We start from the raw sequence: 14,948 nt of genomic DNA on the forward strand, positions 1-14,948 counted from the left end.
AGGTCAAATACCGTTTCATGGCTTTATCGCCTGAGGTTATCATTGGCCCATGAGACCGCCTGCGTACGGTTTTTGACAGCTATCTTTTTGAAAAGATTATAAAGATGTGTTTTTACCGTATTTTCACTGATAAACAGTGAGCGAGCGATTTCAATATTTGAGGCGCCGATACGCAATTTATTAAGGATCTCTTTTTCACGGTGCGTCAGCAGTGCCGACTCCGTGCTGTTATAACGATAATTTCCAGAGTGCGTGATCAGATAACTGGCAAGTTTTTGCGTGAAGTAACATTCACCGCGCAAGATACCCTGCAAGCCGCTTACGACACGCTGCTCGTCTTCAGTTGCGTAAAAAACACCATTGATATGCGGCCAGTTTTCGATATCCCGATAAGGGTAATCATCAGGAGTATTCAACAATAACGTCTTTATATTGTTGTTTTTTCTACTCAAATTATCTTGCCAGTAATGGATCAGTTTTTTATCTGCCTCCATCATATCCAGTAAAACAATGCAGCTGGAGGATATATCATCCAGAGAACGTTGAATATTATGTAGTTTTCCGGTGAGTGCCAGTGATTGTTTTAAATGCTGTAATAATGCAGTTGCCTGCAAAGAAGGTTTTGTGATCAACAATAATGTATGACCATGAATACTATGGACTTCATTAAACATGATGAAACTCCACTTTTTAGTCGCACACCTGACAGCTGTCTCTACTAAAATAGAGGCACCAGAAGTACTGACAGATGTTGCACTGCTGTGTAGATATAAAATATCGACCCAAAGGGGTGAAAATATTAAAACAAATGGACTTCAACTGATTTCAATCTAGCTATTACAAATCTTAAAGCAAGTGTTAAACATGTAACAACTTGTAAAATTATATATTGAAATGTGATTTTATGGTTTTATTAGAGTTTAGATTTGATAGGAAAGTTGTACATTTTACCTTTGCTGCATAGATTTAAAAAATCATACAAATTATAGTAACGCATTGATTTTAAATCAGTTAATTAATAGATGTTGAGTTTTATATTTCTAATGAATTCTAAAATCCTTGTCTCAATTTACGTTGGTCAATTTTAGATGGAAAAAAATGACCTTTGTCACGACTTGTACCGATGTCTATCTCGGCGTTGTACTGAGAGGCCCTGATTTCGTGCAAAATGCACTTTCTCAGTGACTGCATAGAAATTCATTACTGATAGCAAAATAAAAATAAAAGCCAGGCCTGAAGCGGTGTTATTCACTGTTAATTAGTACTTTGGTGTGAATCCGGATATAAAAATACCACTCGCGGGTGAGTTATTTAAAATGTTTCCACGGACATACTCTTCATCGTAACGTGGCGTTAACAAATGTAAGTCATGTTAACAACAATTTGAGTGGTAATTAATTTAACTTCATGTACGACCAGGTCCAGGGTGACAACATGAAAAACAAGTTGTTATTTATGATGTTTACAATACTGGGTGTGCCTGGGATTGCATCCGCAACCAGTTATGATTTAGCTAATTCAGAATATAACTTTGCGGTAAATGAATTAAGTAAGTCTTCATTTAATCAGGCAGCCATTATTGGTCAGGTTGGTACTGCTAATAGTGCAAATACTCGCCAGGAGGGCACCAAGTTATTGTCGGTCATTTCGCAAGAAGGTTCAGGTAACCGGGCGAAAACAGATCAGACGGGATCAAATAACTTTGCATATATTGATCAAACGGGTAGCTCTAATGATGCGAGTATTAAACAAAGCTCTTACGGTAATACGGCGATGATTATCCAGAAAGGCTCTGGTAATAAAGCCAATATTACCCAGTACGGTACACAAAAAACAGCAGTTGTGGTGCAGAGACAGTCGCAAATGGCAATTCGCGTTACTCAACGCTAATCCATAAACGACGTTTAAATCAATCCGATGGGGGTTTACCATGAAACTTTTAAAAGTGGCAGCATTCGCAGCAATCGTAGTTTCTGGCAGTGCTCTGGCAGGTGTTGTTCCGCAATGGGGCGGTAATCATCATGGTGGCGGTAGCAACTATGGCCCAGACTCTTCAATGAGTATTTACCAATTTGGCTCTAGTAACGTTGCGAATGCGCTGCAAAGTGATGCACGTAAATCAGACGTGACTATCACACAACACGGACATGGTAACGGTGCGACCGTCGGCCAAGGTGCTGATGACAGTACCATTAGCCTGAAACAGACCGGCTTCCAGAACAGTGCTGATATCAATCAGTGGAATGCAAAAAATGCTGATATCAGCGTAACTCAGTTCGGTGGTCGTAACGGTGCTGTGGTTAATCAGACAGCGTCTGACTCCAATGTGCTGATTCAGCAGGTTGGTTATGGCAACAATGCTACAGCTAACCAGCACTAATTCAGTTTTCTGACTGATAATAAACAGGGCGAAAGCCCTGTTTTTTTTCGGGAGAATATTATGCACACGCTATTACTCATTGCCGCGTTGGCAAATCAAATAACATTCAATACAACTCAGCAAGGTGACATGTACACCATTATTCCTCAGGTGACATTAGCTCAACCGTGCGTATGTGAAGTGCAAGTCCTTGCCGTACGTAAAGGAAAGGGCGGACAAAGTCAGTCACAGCAGAAAACAAGCCTTTCGGTCCCTGCTAATCGGCCAATTGAATTAACAAAAATGAGCTTTAATATTTCACCGGAGGATTCGGTCAAAATTATCGTTACCGTTTCTGACGGGCAGTCTCTGCATCTGTCGCAACAATGGCCTGACTCAAACAGTCACCCATAATTTTTGCCGGATTTGCATTAAGGGTGTGGCTGGGAGTGCAGTGCTGTTCTATGAATATAGAAACGAACAAACGTTTTATTTGATCGTAACTCGCAGCGGTGAAGGATCATTGCGATCCCTCAAGGATGATTAATCATTGAGGAACCCTTATGTGTACATTATTAAAGCGTATTTTAAATACCGGTTTGTGGGCTTTTTCTCTTTTCACCCTCCCCGCAATGGCGACGCAAATCTTACCCGGCGGGGTTATTCATTTTCGTGGTGCAATAGTTGAAGCACCTTGCGACGTTAACACTCGACAACAACAGATTGAATTGTCATGTATGCGTGATGGCACGATGAGTAATAGTCTCTACGACCTGCAACAGGTCACGACAGTGCCTCAGAGTGTGCAACAAATTGCCACGGTGAAAATGCATTACCTCAATGAACAGAAAAGCATGGCTATTCTGAATATTGAATATAAATGAATCATTCTGGCGTAGGTATGCACGCTTATGGCTAAAAAGTGAGATTTCAAGGAAAACCCTGCTGTACACTTAACGCAGAGTGTTTTGTCAGGGGGAACTTATGCAATCGCGTGTTCATGTGTTACAGGGCGACATTACGACGATCGCGGTAGATGTGATCGTCAATGCGGCCAACTCCTCGTTACTGGGAGGAGGTGGAGTCGATGGCGCGATTCATCGTGCTGCCGGGCCTGCGTTGTTGGAGGCCTGCAAACAGGTTATACAACAACAGGGAGAATGCCCGACCGGGCATGCCGTTATCACGTTGGCTGGAGCGCTTCCGGCAAAAGCAGTTATTCACACCGTAGGACCTGTCTGGCAAGGCGGTGATCACCACGAGGCTGAACGACTTGAAGAGGCCTATCTAAATACATTGCAACTGGCCTTAGCCAATGGTTATCAATCCATTGCTTTTCCAGCTATAAGCACCGGAGTTTATGGTTATCCACGTGCTGCAGCGGCAGAGATCGCGGTGAAAACGGTGTTGAAATTTATCACCCGACGTACGCTACCCGATCAAATATACTTCGTGTGCTTTGATGAAGAAAACGCTCGACTATACAAGAGATTACTTACCCAACAAGGCGATGAACGCACGGACTGATATGACGCGACTTGAGCGTGCCATCACGCCGCTATGCGTAAACCACCCGGGAGAATGCGGCATTCTGACGTTGGATGACAGCCTGGATGCGTTTGCTGCTCGCTATCGGTTGACGGAAATGGCGGAACGTACCCTGGATGTTCAGTATTACATCTGGGAAAGCGACATGTCCGGGCTATTGTTATTTTCCGTTTTGCTGGCCGCAGCGAAGCGGGGCGTCCGGGTGCGTTTGTTGCTGGATGATAACAACACGCCAGGTCTGGATGACACGCTGCGTTTGCTGGACAATCACCCTAATATTGAAGTCCGCCTGTTTAATCCCTTTTCCTTTCGCATCCTGCGTGCCCTGGGCTATTTAACCGATTTTGCCCGGTTGAATCGACGTATGCACAACAAAAGTTATACCGCTGACGGCGTCGTAACTCTTGTGGGGGGGCGAAATATAGGCGATGCCTATTTTGGCGCAGGCGAACAACCACTGTTTTCCGATCTGGACGTTATGGCTATTGGACCGGTTGTCCAGGATGTTGCAGACGACTTTGACCGTTACTGGCACTGCCGTTCGGTTTCAACATTGCAAAACGTACTTGAGGTGGCTGAACCAGCTTCTACGCAAAAAATCGAACTTCCGGAATCCTGGTATAACGATGACATAACGCGTCGCTATCTACATAAGCTGGAAACCAGCCAGTTTATGACCCATCTCGATCAGAGGTCGCTGCCGCTAATTTGGGCGAAAACGCGCTTGCTGAGTGATGATCCTGCAAAAGGAGAGGGGAAAGCGCCGCGCCACTCACTATTACCGCAGCGTTTGTTTGACGTGATGGGATCTCCCACCGAGCGTATTGATATTATTTCCGCCTACTTTGTACCAACTCGCGCCGGTGTGGCGCAGCTCCTGAGACTGGTGAGAAAAGGCGTTAAGATCGCAATTTTAACTAATTCTCTGGCGGCGAATGATGTCGCGGTTGTTCACGCAGGCTATGCGCGTTGGCGAAAAAAACTCCTGCGCTACGGCGTGGAGTTATACGAGCTCAAACCAACCCGCGATCGCGTTTCAGCAGTACACGACCGGGGATTAACCGGTAATTCAGGCTCCAGCCTGCATGCGAAAACCTTCAGTATTGACGGTCGTAAAGTGTTTATAGGATCGCTTAATTTTGATCCCCGTTCAACGTTGCTCAATACGGAAATGGGGTTTGTGATTGAGAGTGAAGTACTGGCTGAGTTGATTCATAAACGTTTTATGCAAAGCCAGCGTGACATGGCCTGGCAACTACGTCTTGACCGTTGGGGCAGAATCAACTGGGTTGATCGGCTTTCTGGCAGCGAACAGGTACTGAAAAAAGAACCCGCTACAGGATTCTGGAAGCGGGTTCTGGTGAGGCTTGCATCCGTGCTGCCCATTGAATGGTTGCTCTGAACCATTCAATGCAAGAAAACTAACCGGCTACCGCCTTGTTTTTATCCTGCTTAATGGGCGGTTTACCCGAAAAGAGAAACTTCAGCACCGGGATCCGTAAATGGATTTCGTACAGTATGACCGCAATTCCAACCACAAAAAGCAGACCGCAGAGAAAACCCAGCAGATTCGACTTGATATGCGGTGTGATATACGCGCCAAAAAACAGCGTTAACGGGTGGTGCACCAAATAGATGAACAGCGACGCGTTGACAAAATAGGTCACGCGAGCCGACTGGAAATTCAGTAAACGGTGGCCAAGCGAAAAGACGACATTCACCATCCATAGCCCCATGACCATGGTAATGACATATTCGGTTTCATACATCCAGGCATCGCCGTTGCCGTAACGTTGATTGAGCAGGTATGCGACAAATGCGAATGCGGCGCCTAGCGTGCAGCCGCGCGATGGCGTGGTAAACAGTGCTTTCAGATTCGGATTGATAAACGCCAGCGCACCGAGCATAAAGAAAGGCACATAGAACAGCGTTTGCATAACGATAAAATTAAACATGCCATCGCTGAGAATCGAAGGGTAGAGGATGAAAATCGTTCTTCTGACGGCGGCATAGCCGACACCCAACAATATAAAAATCAGCGTTAATTTGGTCATTGACACCCCCGATGCAGGGGTACCGTCTCCACGTGACAGTCTGTTTTTCATCTGGGTAAACACCCACATGCTCAGGGTCGTTAACACCACCAGAACCAGTAAAAACCACAGATGGGAAATCAGCTCCCAGGCCAGCGCATTGTATTTGTCATAGCCGCTGAGGGTATGCCAGCTGTCTGCTTTCCCTTTCACGTATTGCAGCATGATAAATTGCGGCAGCGTAAGCAGCGGAATCGCGGTCAGCATGGGGATCCCCACGCGTTCTACACGCACCTTCCACCAGCGTTTTAACGGATAGCGCAAAAAAAGCATGTAGGAAAAATAACCTGAAATGACAAAGAAGACCTGCATGCGAAATGCATGGATAAAGTCGTTAAAAAGGGTTAACCACCATGACGGTTCTGCGCTGTTCACGTGCCAGGTGTGGGTGGAGTAGATCAATGAAATATGGAATGGGATCCCTAACAACATTAGCCAGGCACGGATGGAGTCAAGAAAATATTCACGTGGTGGTGATACAGAGCTCATAGACAGTTACGTATTCTCAGACTTTTCGTCTTATCCCTAAGACGAATAATGGTTACATTCGAGGGCAACCCTACACGAAGTCCAACAACCTGTCTCCAGGATAAGCACGCAAAGTGAAAACAGGCAGATGAACCTGCTTAAACCATGAGCCAGCGCGCGAACAATACAGGGATTCAGTTGTCGGAGTACCCGATTATCCATTAAAATGGATCGGATCAATATAAGCACACAAAGGGGGAAGTGCTTACTAATTATGAAACATAAACTACAAATGATGAAAATGCGTTGGTTGGGTGCAGCAGTCATGTTAACGCTGTACACATCATCGAGCTGGGCGTTCAGTATTGATGATGTTGCAAAACAAGCTCAATCCTTAGCCGGGAAAGGCTATGAGGCGCCAAAAAGTAACTTGCCCTCCGTTTTCCGCGACATGAAATATGCGGATTATCAACAGATCCAGTTCAATCGCGATAAAGCGTACTGGAGCAATCTCAAGACCCCATTTAAGCTCGAGTTCTACCACCAGGGTATGTACTTCGACACGCCGGTCAAAATCAACGAAGTTACCGCCACGGCGGTGAAAAGAATCAAATACAGCCCGGATTATTTTAATTTTGGCGATGTTCAGCATGATAAAGACACGGTAAAAGATCTCGGCTTCGCCGGGTTCAAAGTGCTGTATCCGATCAACAGCAAAGATAAAAACGATGAAATCGTCAGCATGCTCGGTGCCAGCTATTTTCGCGTTCTGGGTGCAGGTCAGGTCTACGGCCTGTCAGCGCGTGGCCTCGCGATTGATACCGCTCTGCCTTCTGGTGAAGAATTTCCCCGCTTCCGTGAGTTTTGGATCGAACGTCCGAAACCGACTGATAAACGTTTAACCATTTATGCTTTGCTGGATTCTCCGCGTGCAACCGGAGCGTATCGTTTTGTCATTATTCCAGGTCGTGACACGGTCGTTGATGTTCAGTCCAAAGTTTACCTGCGCGACAAAGTGGGCAAACTGGGTGTGGCACCGTTAACCAGTATGTTCCTGTTTGGACCGAACCAGCCGTCTCCGGCGACAAACTATCGTCCGGAACTGCATGATTCTAACGGTTTGTCTATCCACGCGGGCAATGGGGAGTGGATTTGGCGTCCGCTGAATAACCCGAAACATCTCGCGGTGAGCAGCTTCGCAATGGAAAACCCGCAAGGATTCGGACTGTTGCAGCGTGGCCGTCAGTTCTCGCGTTTTGAAGATATCGACGATCGTTACGATCTGCGCCCAAGCGCCTGGATCACGCCAAAAGGTGAATGGGGTAAAGGTAAGATTGAGTTAGTTGAAATCCCAACTAACGATGAAACGAACGATAACATCGTTGCGTACTGGACGCCGGATCAACTGCCTGAAGCGGGCAAAGAGATGAACTTCAAGTACACTTTGACGTTCACGCGTGATGAGGACAAGCTTCATGCGCCGGAAAGCGCCTGGGTACAGCAGACTCGTCGTTCTACCGGTGATGTAAAACAGTCCAACCTGATTCGTCAGCCTGACGGTACCATCGCGTTTGTGGTGGACTTTACCGGCACAGATATGAAAAAGCTGCCGCAGGATACCCCGGTTACCGCACAAACCAGTATTGGCGACAACGGTGAAATCGTTGAAAGCACTGTGCGCTATAACCCGGTATCTAAAGGTTGGCGTTTGATGCTGCGCGTGAAAGTGAAAGACGTGAAGAAAACCACTGAAATGCGTGCTGCCTTGGTCAATGCCGATCAGACGCTGAGTGAAACCTGGAGCTACCAGTTACCTGCCAATGAATAAGACAACTGAGTATATTGACGCAATGCCGCTTTCGGATATCGAGAAAGCGGCACTGCCGAAAACTGACATCCGCGCTGTTCATCAGGCGTTGGATGCCGAGCATCGTACTTACTCGCGCGAAGATGATTCACCGCAGGGTTCTGTGAAAGCTCGCCTTGAGCAAGCATGGCCGGATTCTTTGGCTAAAGAGCAGTTGGTTAAGGACGATGAGGGCCGCGATCAGCTGCAGGCGATGCCAAAAGCAACGCGTACCTCTATGTTCCCCGATCCCTGGCGTACCAACCCGGTTGGTCGTTTTTGGGATCGCTTGCGTGGGCGCGATGTGACGCCGCGTTATCTTTCGCGTTTGACGAAAGAAGAACAGGAAAGCGAGCAAAAATGGCGTACCGTAGGCACCATCCGCCGCTATACGCTGTTGATTCTAACGCTGGCGCAAACGGTCGTAGCAACCTGGTATATGAAGACGATCCTTCCGTATCAGGGGTGGGCATTTATTAATCCGGTAGACATGATGGGACAGAACTTGTGGGTCTCCTTTATGCAACTGCTGCCCTACATGCTGCAAACCGGAATTCTCATTTTGTTTGCCGTGCTTTTCTGTTGGGTGTCTGCGGGATTCTGGACCGCGCTGATGGGCTTCCTTCAACTGTTGATTGGACGAGATAAGTACAGTATCTCGGCCTCAACGGTCGGGGACGAACCGCTGAATCCCGAACACCGTACCGCGCTGATTATGCCTATCTGTAACGAGGACGTTGACCGCGTATTTGCGGGACTTCGCGCCACGTGGGAATCGGTCAAAGCAACGGGCAACGCCGAACATTTCGATGTTTATATCCTGAGCGACAGCTACAATCCTGATATCTGCGTGGCAGAACAAAAAGCGTGGATGGAGCTGATTGCTGAGGTGCAGGGCGAAGGACAGATTTTCTACCGCCGTCGTCGTCGTCGCGTGAAGCGTAAAAGCGGCAACATTGATGACTTTTGTCGTCGCTGGGGAAATCAGTACAGCTACATGGTGGTGCTGGACGCTGACTCAGTGATGAGTGGTGACTGTCTGAGCGGCCTGGTGCGTCTGATGGAAGCGAATCCGAATGCCGGGATTATCCAGTCTTCACCGAAGGCTTCCGGTATGGATACGCTGTATGCGCGCTGCCAGCAGTTTGCGACCCGTGTTTACGGACCGCTGTTTACCGCCGGGCTTCACTTCTGGCAGTTAGGGGAATCACACTACTGGGGCCACAACGCAATTATCCGCGTGAAGCCATTTATCGAGCACTGTGCGCTCGCGCCGTTACCGGGCGAAGGCTCGTTTGCGGGATCGATCCTCTCCCATGACTTCGTGGAAGCGGCATTGATGCGTCGTGCTGGCTGGGGCGTGTGGATTGCCTACGATCTGCCGGGCTCTTATGAAGAGCTGCCGCCGAACCTGCTGGATGAACTCAAGCGTGACCGCCGCTGGTGCCACGGCAACCTGATGAACTTCCGTTTGTTCCTGGTGAAAGGGATGCACCCGGTTCACCGTGCGGTATTCCTGACCGGTGTAATGTCCTATCTGTCTGCGCCGCTTTGGTTTATGTTCCTCGCGCTCTCTACCGCATTGCAGGTGGTGCATGCGTTGACGGAGCCGCAGTACTTCCTGCAACCGCGTCAGCTGTTCCCGGTATGGCCGCAATGGCGACCTGAACTGGCGATCGCGCTGTTTGCTTCAACGATGGTGCTGCTGTTCCTGCCGAAGCTGCTGAGTATCTTGCTCATCTGGTGTAAAGGGACGAAAGAGTACGGCGGGTTTATACGTGTTACGCTGTCGCTGCTGCTGGAGGTTCTGTTCTCCGTGCTGCTGGCGCCGGTGCGTATGTTGTTCCACACCGTCTTCGTCGTGAGTGCCTTCCTCGGTTGGGAAGTTGTGTGGAATTCGCCGCAGCGTGATGACGATTCGACCCCGTGGGGTGAAGCGTTTATGCGTCACGGTTCTCAGTTACTGCTGGGGCTGGTGTGGGCTGTGGGTATGGCCTGGCTGGATCTGCGTTTCCTGTTCTGGCTGGCACCGATTGTCTTCTCGCTGATCCTGTCACCGTTTGTTTCCGTGATTTCCAGCCGTTCCACGGTGGGGTTACGTACCAAGCGCTGGAAGCTGTTCCTGATCCCGGAAGAGTATTCTCCGCCGCAGGTGCTGGTGGATACCGATACTTATCTGGTGATGAACCGTAAACGTACGCTGGACGATGGCTTTATGCATGCGGTGTTTAATCCGTCGTTTAACGCACTGGCCACGGCCATGGCGACTGCACGCCACCGCGCCAGCAACGTGCTGGAGATTGCACGCGATCGTCATGTGGAACAGGCACTGAACGAAACGCCGGAGAAACTGAATCGCGATCGTCGCCTGGTGTTGTTGAGCGATCCGGTGACCATGGCGCGTTTACATTACCGTGTCTGGAATTCACCTGATAAGTATTCTTCGTGGGTGAACTACTATCAGGGACTAACACTGAACCCGCTGGCGCTCAGGAAAAAATAAGCGTTCTGTAACGTGAAAATACCGGCCTGGTGCCGGTATTTTTTTATATTGAATAGAATGAGTCGTGAGGTAGCAGGTGCGAATATTGGCTGTAGGAATAATGATCTTCTTCCTGAGCGGATGCGGCAGCATTATTAGTCGTACCATCCCAGGGCAAGGACACGGAAACCAATACTATCCTGGCGTGCAATGGGATGTTAGGGACTCCGCATGGCGCTACGTCACTATCCTCGATCTGCCATTTTCGCTGGTGTTTGATACGTTGCTGCTGCCGCTCGACATACATCATGGACCTTACGAGTAATTATCGCTCATCCCATTCATCGGCTGCGGTCTGTCCCTCTTCAGTATCAAGGGGAGGTTCCAGCTGGAATTCACCTTCATCCCATTCGTGAAGCGTATTTTCTTCCTGCCACTCCTGGCGGATTTCAATTTCATCATAGTCGCCATCAAAAACGCTCTGGGCCGCTTCCCCGCTCAGGATTGGAAGACATTCACCATCTACATCATCCTCGTCAGCAAAGAATTCCGCCTGCCACATAATGTCGCCATCCTGTAGCACGTATTTTTGGACGCTTAGCTGTTGAACGCTGGCGTCGTCTGACTCAAGGTCAGGGTTATCAGCCAGAAACACTTCACGAGCTGCATCAATAGCCTCTTCCAACGTGGCATAAAAATTCATGTCATTCTTTGCCATATTTCTTCTCCTAAGGCGAACAATAAAGGGGGATGATTCAATCTATAGACGGCGATCCGCAGAGCGTCAAACCCGTTAGCTGCATGGCTCACTCAATCAGATGATTACTGCCTGCAATGCCTACGAGACTGGGGGAAAGTAACTTCGGTTGTTTATGAAAAAATTTACATTGGCAGATACTGAAGCCGACGTAATATCAGGAAAAAATTCAAGAAAAAATAGTAATGTATGTGATTTGCAATGTAGTAATGAAAATCCAAAAATTAAAAAATGACGTTATATAAGGAAATCTTCAGGGTTGAACGTTATTTTTTATGTGTTTTAGAGAGGGAATCCGATCGCTTATGACGTAATATTTCATAACTTAATAAAAACAAAGAAGAAAATTAATGCCCAATACGGAAGTGTCGCAGGTGCAATCAATGAAAGTGGCTAAACTTAGTGGTGTCTCTGGTAGTGACAAAGTATCTTTTGTGTATGGGGACTGTGAATGGTGTGAGTGATACTAAAATAGTATACATAATAAAATGTTATTAATGACAAAGGTTATAAATCTATAAGAAACCATTAAATAAGAAATGAATTAGTGTCATTGAATCTGTGCAGATATAATAGTTTGCAAAATCTTATGCTTTATTATATAAAATGCAAAATTAAGAGAGCCCTTAAGGTTGTTATGGATAACGGCAATTCAAATAATAGAAGGTTAATGGCTTTCTATATAATCTGTTTGGCTAGCTATGTTCTTGGTGGAGTGTGTCTTACACAATTTAAATTAACGATACAAAGTGTGCCGCAAACAGTATATCTGATTATAATTGTAGGGTTATTCTTTTTATATGGGATAATCTTCCTGTTTATGTTATTCCAGTATCTTTGTAGAAAAGATCTCACCTGCCTTATGATATTAGGTATGGCGTTTCTTGGGAATAACATATTTTTCATCGAGACTATCTACATCGTTCAGGACTTGATTAATGATTATGCCTCAATCGATAAAAGAACTAACGATATAGCCATATTCTATTACTTTCGGCAGATTAGTTTCATTGCTCTGCTATTTGTTTCATTAAAATCTTATAAAGTATCCTCGACAGTTATTGAAACCAAAGAAAGAGAACCTTGCTATATCGTTCTGTCTTTTTTAATCATGCTTGTTATCGCGGTGGTGGCGCACGCTCTGGCCAGTTACAACCCTAATTTTACACTCGAGATCACAAGCCTGAAGCCTGATAATGTCACCGTGCACTGGCATATTGGGTACATTTATTCGCTTATTGTATCCTGGGGACTGGTCCTGTTGTATTTAATCATTAAAACCAGAACGCATAACATCTTGTGGAAAAGTATAGGGCTACTGTGTTGCTCAGCAATATTGACCAATGTACTACTTCTGAGCCTGGATGAATATAGCATGTATATTTGGTATGTAAGCCGGGGGATTGAGGTGATAAGTGCCCTGTGTATAATCTCAATACTGATGTACAACACCTTCATCATCTTAAAAAAAGAAACGGATTCAGCTATTAAAGACGCAATGACTAAAATATATAATCGTAAACTATTCTATAAGTCATTAAAATCATCATTAGCAAAAGGCACAGTATGTGTAATGGTTTTGGATATTGATAAATTCAAACGGATTAATGATACTTACGGTCATCAGGAAGGTGACAGAGTGATAATCAGCATTGTCGACATTGTCAATAAATCAATCAGAGATACGGATATTTTTGCCAGAGTAGGCGGTGAAGAATTTGCGATCCTTCTTAAGTGTAACGATAAAGATGAGGCAATTGTTGTTGCAGAGCGAATTAGGCGAAATGTAGAGAATGGTACGACAATACCAAATTCGTATGAGTTAAAAGAAAAAATGACGATAAGTATCGGTGTATATTGCAGTAAGATTGATGATGAATCAGCGGATAAAGTTGTTTCATACGCCGATGCCGCATTGTATGAAGCCAAAAATTCTGGCAGAAATAAGGTGTGTTACTATTATCATTAAGGTTGAAATATACGCCGTGTAAGATAAGTTTATTATTCCGAACCGGCGAATACAAATACACAAATCATCCCACGACCTCTGTACTCCGACGACGGCGCAGGCTATTCCACGAGTACAGGGCGTTAAACAGTACGACGCCCGCGGTCACACAGAAAACGGCACGAAAACCGTAGTTGGCGGATATCGCTGCCCCCATTAGAGGTCCTGTTACGTTACCGATATCGCGAAATGACTGGTTATAACTGAAAATACGTCCAGCTATTTGATTGGTCGAGTTGTAAACCAGCAGCGTTTGTACCGCCGGGAGCAGAGCGCCGTCGGCCGCACCCAATAAAAAGCGCAGAACACCAAGCTGCCAGGGCGTATGGACAAATGACATCGGAATAAGCAGTAACACAGAAACGATCAGCGCGACGATCAGGATCTTCTCCGGGCCAATTCGATCGCCTAATTTGCCAAGTTTCGGGGCGCTGATTAATGCCGCAACGCCGGGGACAGAGGCTATCATCCCACTGATAAATGCAATATTGCTGACGTTGCCAGCCAACTCTCGAACGTACAGGGTCAGTATTGGCGCGATAGAACCGGTGGCTACCTGAATGATCAAAGTGGTGATAAACAGGCTCAGCACCAGTTTGGGGTTCTTTAAAGAGGCCACGACTTCACGAATGTGCAGCATCTCTTTCTTGCTCACTGGCAGGAAACGCTCGCGGATAAAAAATAGCGTCAGGATGAAGCAGACCAGCAGCACGCTGGCGGTGATGAAAAATACCGGGCGTAATCCGTACTGATCCGCGAGGAGGCCGCCAGCTAGCGGCCCGAGCAGTGCGCCACTAACGCCACCGGTTGAAAGCGTTCCCAGTGCCCAGCCGCTTTTATTGCGTGGAACCTGGGTGGCGATCAGTGCATTCGCATTGGGGATGAATCCACCAAGCAGCCCTAACAAGGCGCGCAGGATTAAGAACTGCCAGATATTTTGCGCCAGTCCCATCAGCAGCATCACAATTGCCATGCCCAACGCGGAACGCAGCAGCATGATTTTTCGTCCTTTGCGATCGGCAAGACCACCCCAGAAAGGAGAGGCAATGGCTGAAAAGAGAAAGGTGATGCTGAAGACCAGGCCTGACCACATATTCAGGGCGCTATGACCCGTGACGCCGAGACTCTCGACGTAAAGAGGCAAAAAGGGCATGACCAGGCTAAATGCTGCTCCGGTTAAAAAACAACCTAACCAGGCAACGGTGAGGTTGCGTTTCCAGTTTATGGGGGCATCTGAGGGTGACATAGCGATCCGCAGTGTGATGCGCTGTTTGCGCTATCGATTGAATATAAGTAAGCAGGCTAATTATGCGCCTGGTTGATAGTTGCTGCAATGCGGATAGCAGTTAAACCTAAAACGGGTAGGGAGCGGGTTGCAGCCCACTGG

Annotated in this window: 14 protein-coding genes; 10 read left to right on the top strand and 4 right to left on the bottom strand. The window is 46.9% G+C overall.

Going from position 1 to position 14,948, the window contains the following annotated elements:
• Positions 1-23 precede the first annotated feature (23 nt).
• A complete protein-coding gene (gene csgD, locus FDW94_RS20450; protein WP_003832092.1) occupies positions 24-674 on the bottom strand; it encodes a biofilm master transcriptional regulator CsgD in 651 nt (216 codons plus the stop codon).
• 760 nt (positions 675-1,434) lie between these two features.
• Here csgD and csgB point away from each other — a divergent pair.
• The 6 genes from csgB to FDW94_RS20480 all read left to right on the top strand — a co-directional run bounded on the left by csgB (position 1,435) and on the right by FDW94_RS20480 (position 5,309).
• Positions 1,435-1,890: a curli minor subunit CsgB gene (gene csgB / locus FDW94_RS20455; RefSeq protein ID WP_032941802.1), complete on the top strand. Its 456-nt coding sequence runs from the start codon at positions 1,435-1,437 to the stop codon at positions 1,888-1,890.
• A 40-nt stretch (positions 1,891-1,930) separates the two neighbouring features.
• Positions 1,931-2,380: a curli major subunit CsgA gene (gene csgA / locus FDW94_RS20460; RefSeq protein ID WP_008784338.1), complete on the top strand. Its 450-nt coding sequence runs from the start codon at positions 1,931-1,933 to the stop codon at positions 2,378-2,380.
• Positions 2,381-2,440: 60 nt separating this feature from the next.
• A complete protein-coding gene (gene csgC, locus FDW94_RS20465) occupies positions 2,441-2,773 on the top strand; it encodes a curli assembly chaperone CsgC (protein ID WP_020996502.1) in 333 nt (110 codons plus the stop codon).
• 149 nt (positions 2,774-2,922) lie between these two features.
• Entirely contained in the window at positions 2,923-3,243 is a 321-nt protein-coding gene (locus FDW94_RS20470) for a type 1 fimbrial protein (protein WP_048214480.1), read from the top strand.
• Positions 3,244-3,343: 100 nt separating this feature from the next.
• Positions 3,344-3,886, top strand: coding sequence for an O-acetyl-ADP-ribose deacetylase (ymdB, locus tag FDW94_RS20475; RefSeq protein WP_032942945.1), 543 nt, complete (start codon positions 3,344-3,346; stop codon positions 3,884-3,886).
• Complete coding sequence (locus FDW94_RS20480) at positions 3,819-5,309, top strand: phospholipase D family protein (protein ID WP_204191349.1); 1,491 nt, start codon at positions 3,819-3,821, stop codon at positions 5,307-5,309. The genes ymdB and FDW94_RS20480 overlap by 68 nt, the downstream gene beginning before the upstream one ends.
• A gap of 19 nt (positions 5,310-5,328) precedes the next feature.
• Here the strand turns inward: FDW94_RS20480 and mdoC are convergent, their stop codons facing one another.
• Positions 5,329-6,489 (bottom strand): glucans biosynthesis protein MdoC, encoded by a 1,161-nt coding sequence (gene mdoC / locus FDW94_RS20485; RefSeq protein WP_032942947.1) that lies wholly within the window; start codon positions 6,487-6,489, stop codon positions 5,329-5,331.
• Positions 6,490-6,760: 271 nt separating this feature from the next.
• Here mdoC and mdoG point away from each other — a divergent pair, with 271 nt between their 5' ends.
• The 3 genes from mdoG (at position 6,761) to FDW94_RS20500 (ending at position 11,121) form a co-directional block, all read left to right on the top strand.
• Positions 6,761-8,296 (top strand): glucans biosynthesis protein MdoG, encoded by a 1,536-nt coding sequence (gene mdoG, locus FDW94_RS20490; protein WP_095533147.1) that lies wholly within the window; start codon positions 6,761-6,763, stop codon positions 8,294-8,296.
• Positions 8,289-10,817: a glucans biosynthesis glucosyltransferase MdoH gene (gene mdoH, locus FDW94_RS20495; protein ID WP_048235662.1), complete on the top strand. Its 2,529-nt coding sequence runs from the start codon at positions 8,289-8,291 to the stop codon at positions 10,815-10,817. The genes mdoG and mdoH overlap by 8 nt, the downstream gene beginning before the upstream one ends.
• Before the next feature lie 76 nt (positions 10,818-10,893).
• A complete protein-coding gene (locus tag FDW94_RS20500) occupies positions 10,894-11,121 on the top strand; it encodes a YceK/YidQ family lipoprotein (RefSeq protein ID WP_003832117.1) in 228 nt (75 codons plus the stop codon).
• Here FDW94_RS20500 and FDW94_RS20505 read toward each other — a convergent pair whose 3' ends face one another.
• Positions 11,122-11,499 (bottom strand): MysB family protein, encoded by a 378-nt coding sequence (locus tag FDW94_RS20505; RefSeq protein WP_008784346.1) that lies wholly within the window; start codon positions 11,497-11,499, stop codon positions 11,122-11,124.
• A gap of 691 nt (positions 11,500-12,190) precedes the next feature.
• Here FDW94_RS20505 and FDW94_RS20510 point away from each other — a divergent pair.
• Positions 12,191-13,522: a sensor domain-containing diguanylate cyclase gene (locus FDW94_RS20510; protein WP_137378160.1), complete on the top strand. Its 1,332-nt coding sequence runs from the start codon at positions 12,191-12,193 to the stop codon at positions 13,520-13,522.
• A gap of 64 nt (positions 13,523-13,586) precedes the next feature.
• Here the strand turns inward: FDW94_RS20510 and mdtG are convergent, their stop codons facing one another.
• The gene (gene mdtG / locus FDW94_RS20515) at positions 13,587-14,807 is read right to left on the bottom strand and encodes a multidrug efflux MFS transporter MdtG (protein ID WP_137378161.1); all 1,221 of its coding nucleotides are present in this window, start codon (positions 14,805-14,807) and stop codon (positions 13,587-13,589) included.
• Positions 14,808-14,948 lie beyond the last annotated feature (141 nt).

The organism is Citrobacter sp. wls757, from assembly GCF_005280935.1.
In the GTDB taxonomy this organism is placed as follows: Bacteria; Pseudomonadota; Gammaproteobacteria; order Enterobacterales; family Enterobacteriaceae; genus Citrobacter; species Citrobacter portucalensis.

Bases quoted from the DNA above. Each gene is read 5' to 3' on its own strand.
- csgD (WP_003832092.1), bottom strand. From the start codon at position 674: ATGTTTAATGAAGTCCATAGTATTCATGGTCATACATTATTGTTGATC.
- csgB (WP_032941802.1), top strand. From the start codon at position 1,435: ATGAAAAACAAGTTGTTATTTATGATGTTTACAATACTGGGTGTGCCT.
- mdtG (WP_137378161.1), bottom strand. From the start codon at position 14,807: ATGTCACCCTCAGATGCCCCCATAAACTGGAAACGCAACCTCACCGTT.
- mdoH (WP_048235662.1), top strand. From the start codon at position 8,289: ATGAATAAGACAACTGAGTATATTGACGCAATGCCGCTTTCGGATATC.
- csgA (WP_008784338.1), top strand. From the start codon at position 1,931: ATGAAACTTTTAAAAGTGGCAGCATTCGCAGCAATCGTAGTTTCTGGC.
- mdoG (WP_095533147.1), top strand. From the start codon at position 6,761: ATGATGAAAATGCGTTGGTTGGGTGCAGCAGTCATGTTAACGCTGTAC.
- mdoC (WP_032942947.1), bottom strand. From the start codon at position 6,489: ATGAGCTCTGTATCACCACCACGTGAATATTTTCTTGACTCCATCCGT.
- FDW94_RS20470 (WP_048214480.1), top strand. From the start codon at position 2,923: ATGTGTACATTATTAAAGCGTATTTTAAATACCGGTTTGTGGGCTTTT.
- ymdB (WP_032942945.1), top strand. From the start codon at position 3,344: ATGCAATCGCGTGTTCATGTGTTACAGGGCGACATTACGACGATCGCG.
- FDW94_RS20510 (WP_137378160.1), top strand. From the start codon at position 12,191: ATGGATAACGGCAATTCAAATAATAGAAGGTTAATGGCTTTCTATATA.
- FDW94_RS20505 (WP_008784346.1), bottom strand. From the start codon at position 11,499: ATGAATTTTTATGCCACGTTGGAAGAGGCTATTGATGCAGCTCGTGAA.
- csgC (WP_020996502.1), top strand. From the start codon at position 2,441: ATGCACACGCTATTACTCATTGCCGCGTTGGCAAATCAAATAACATTC.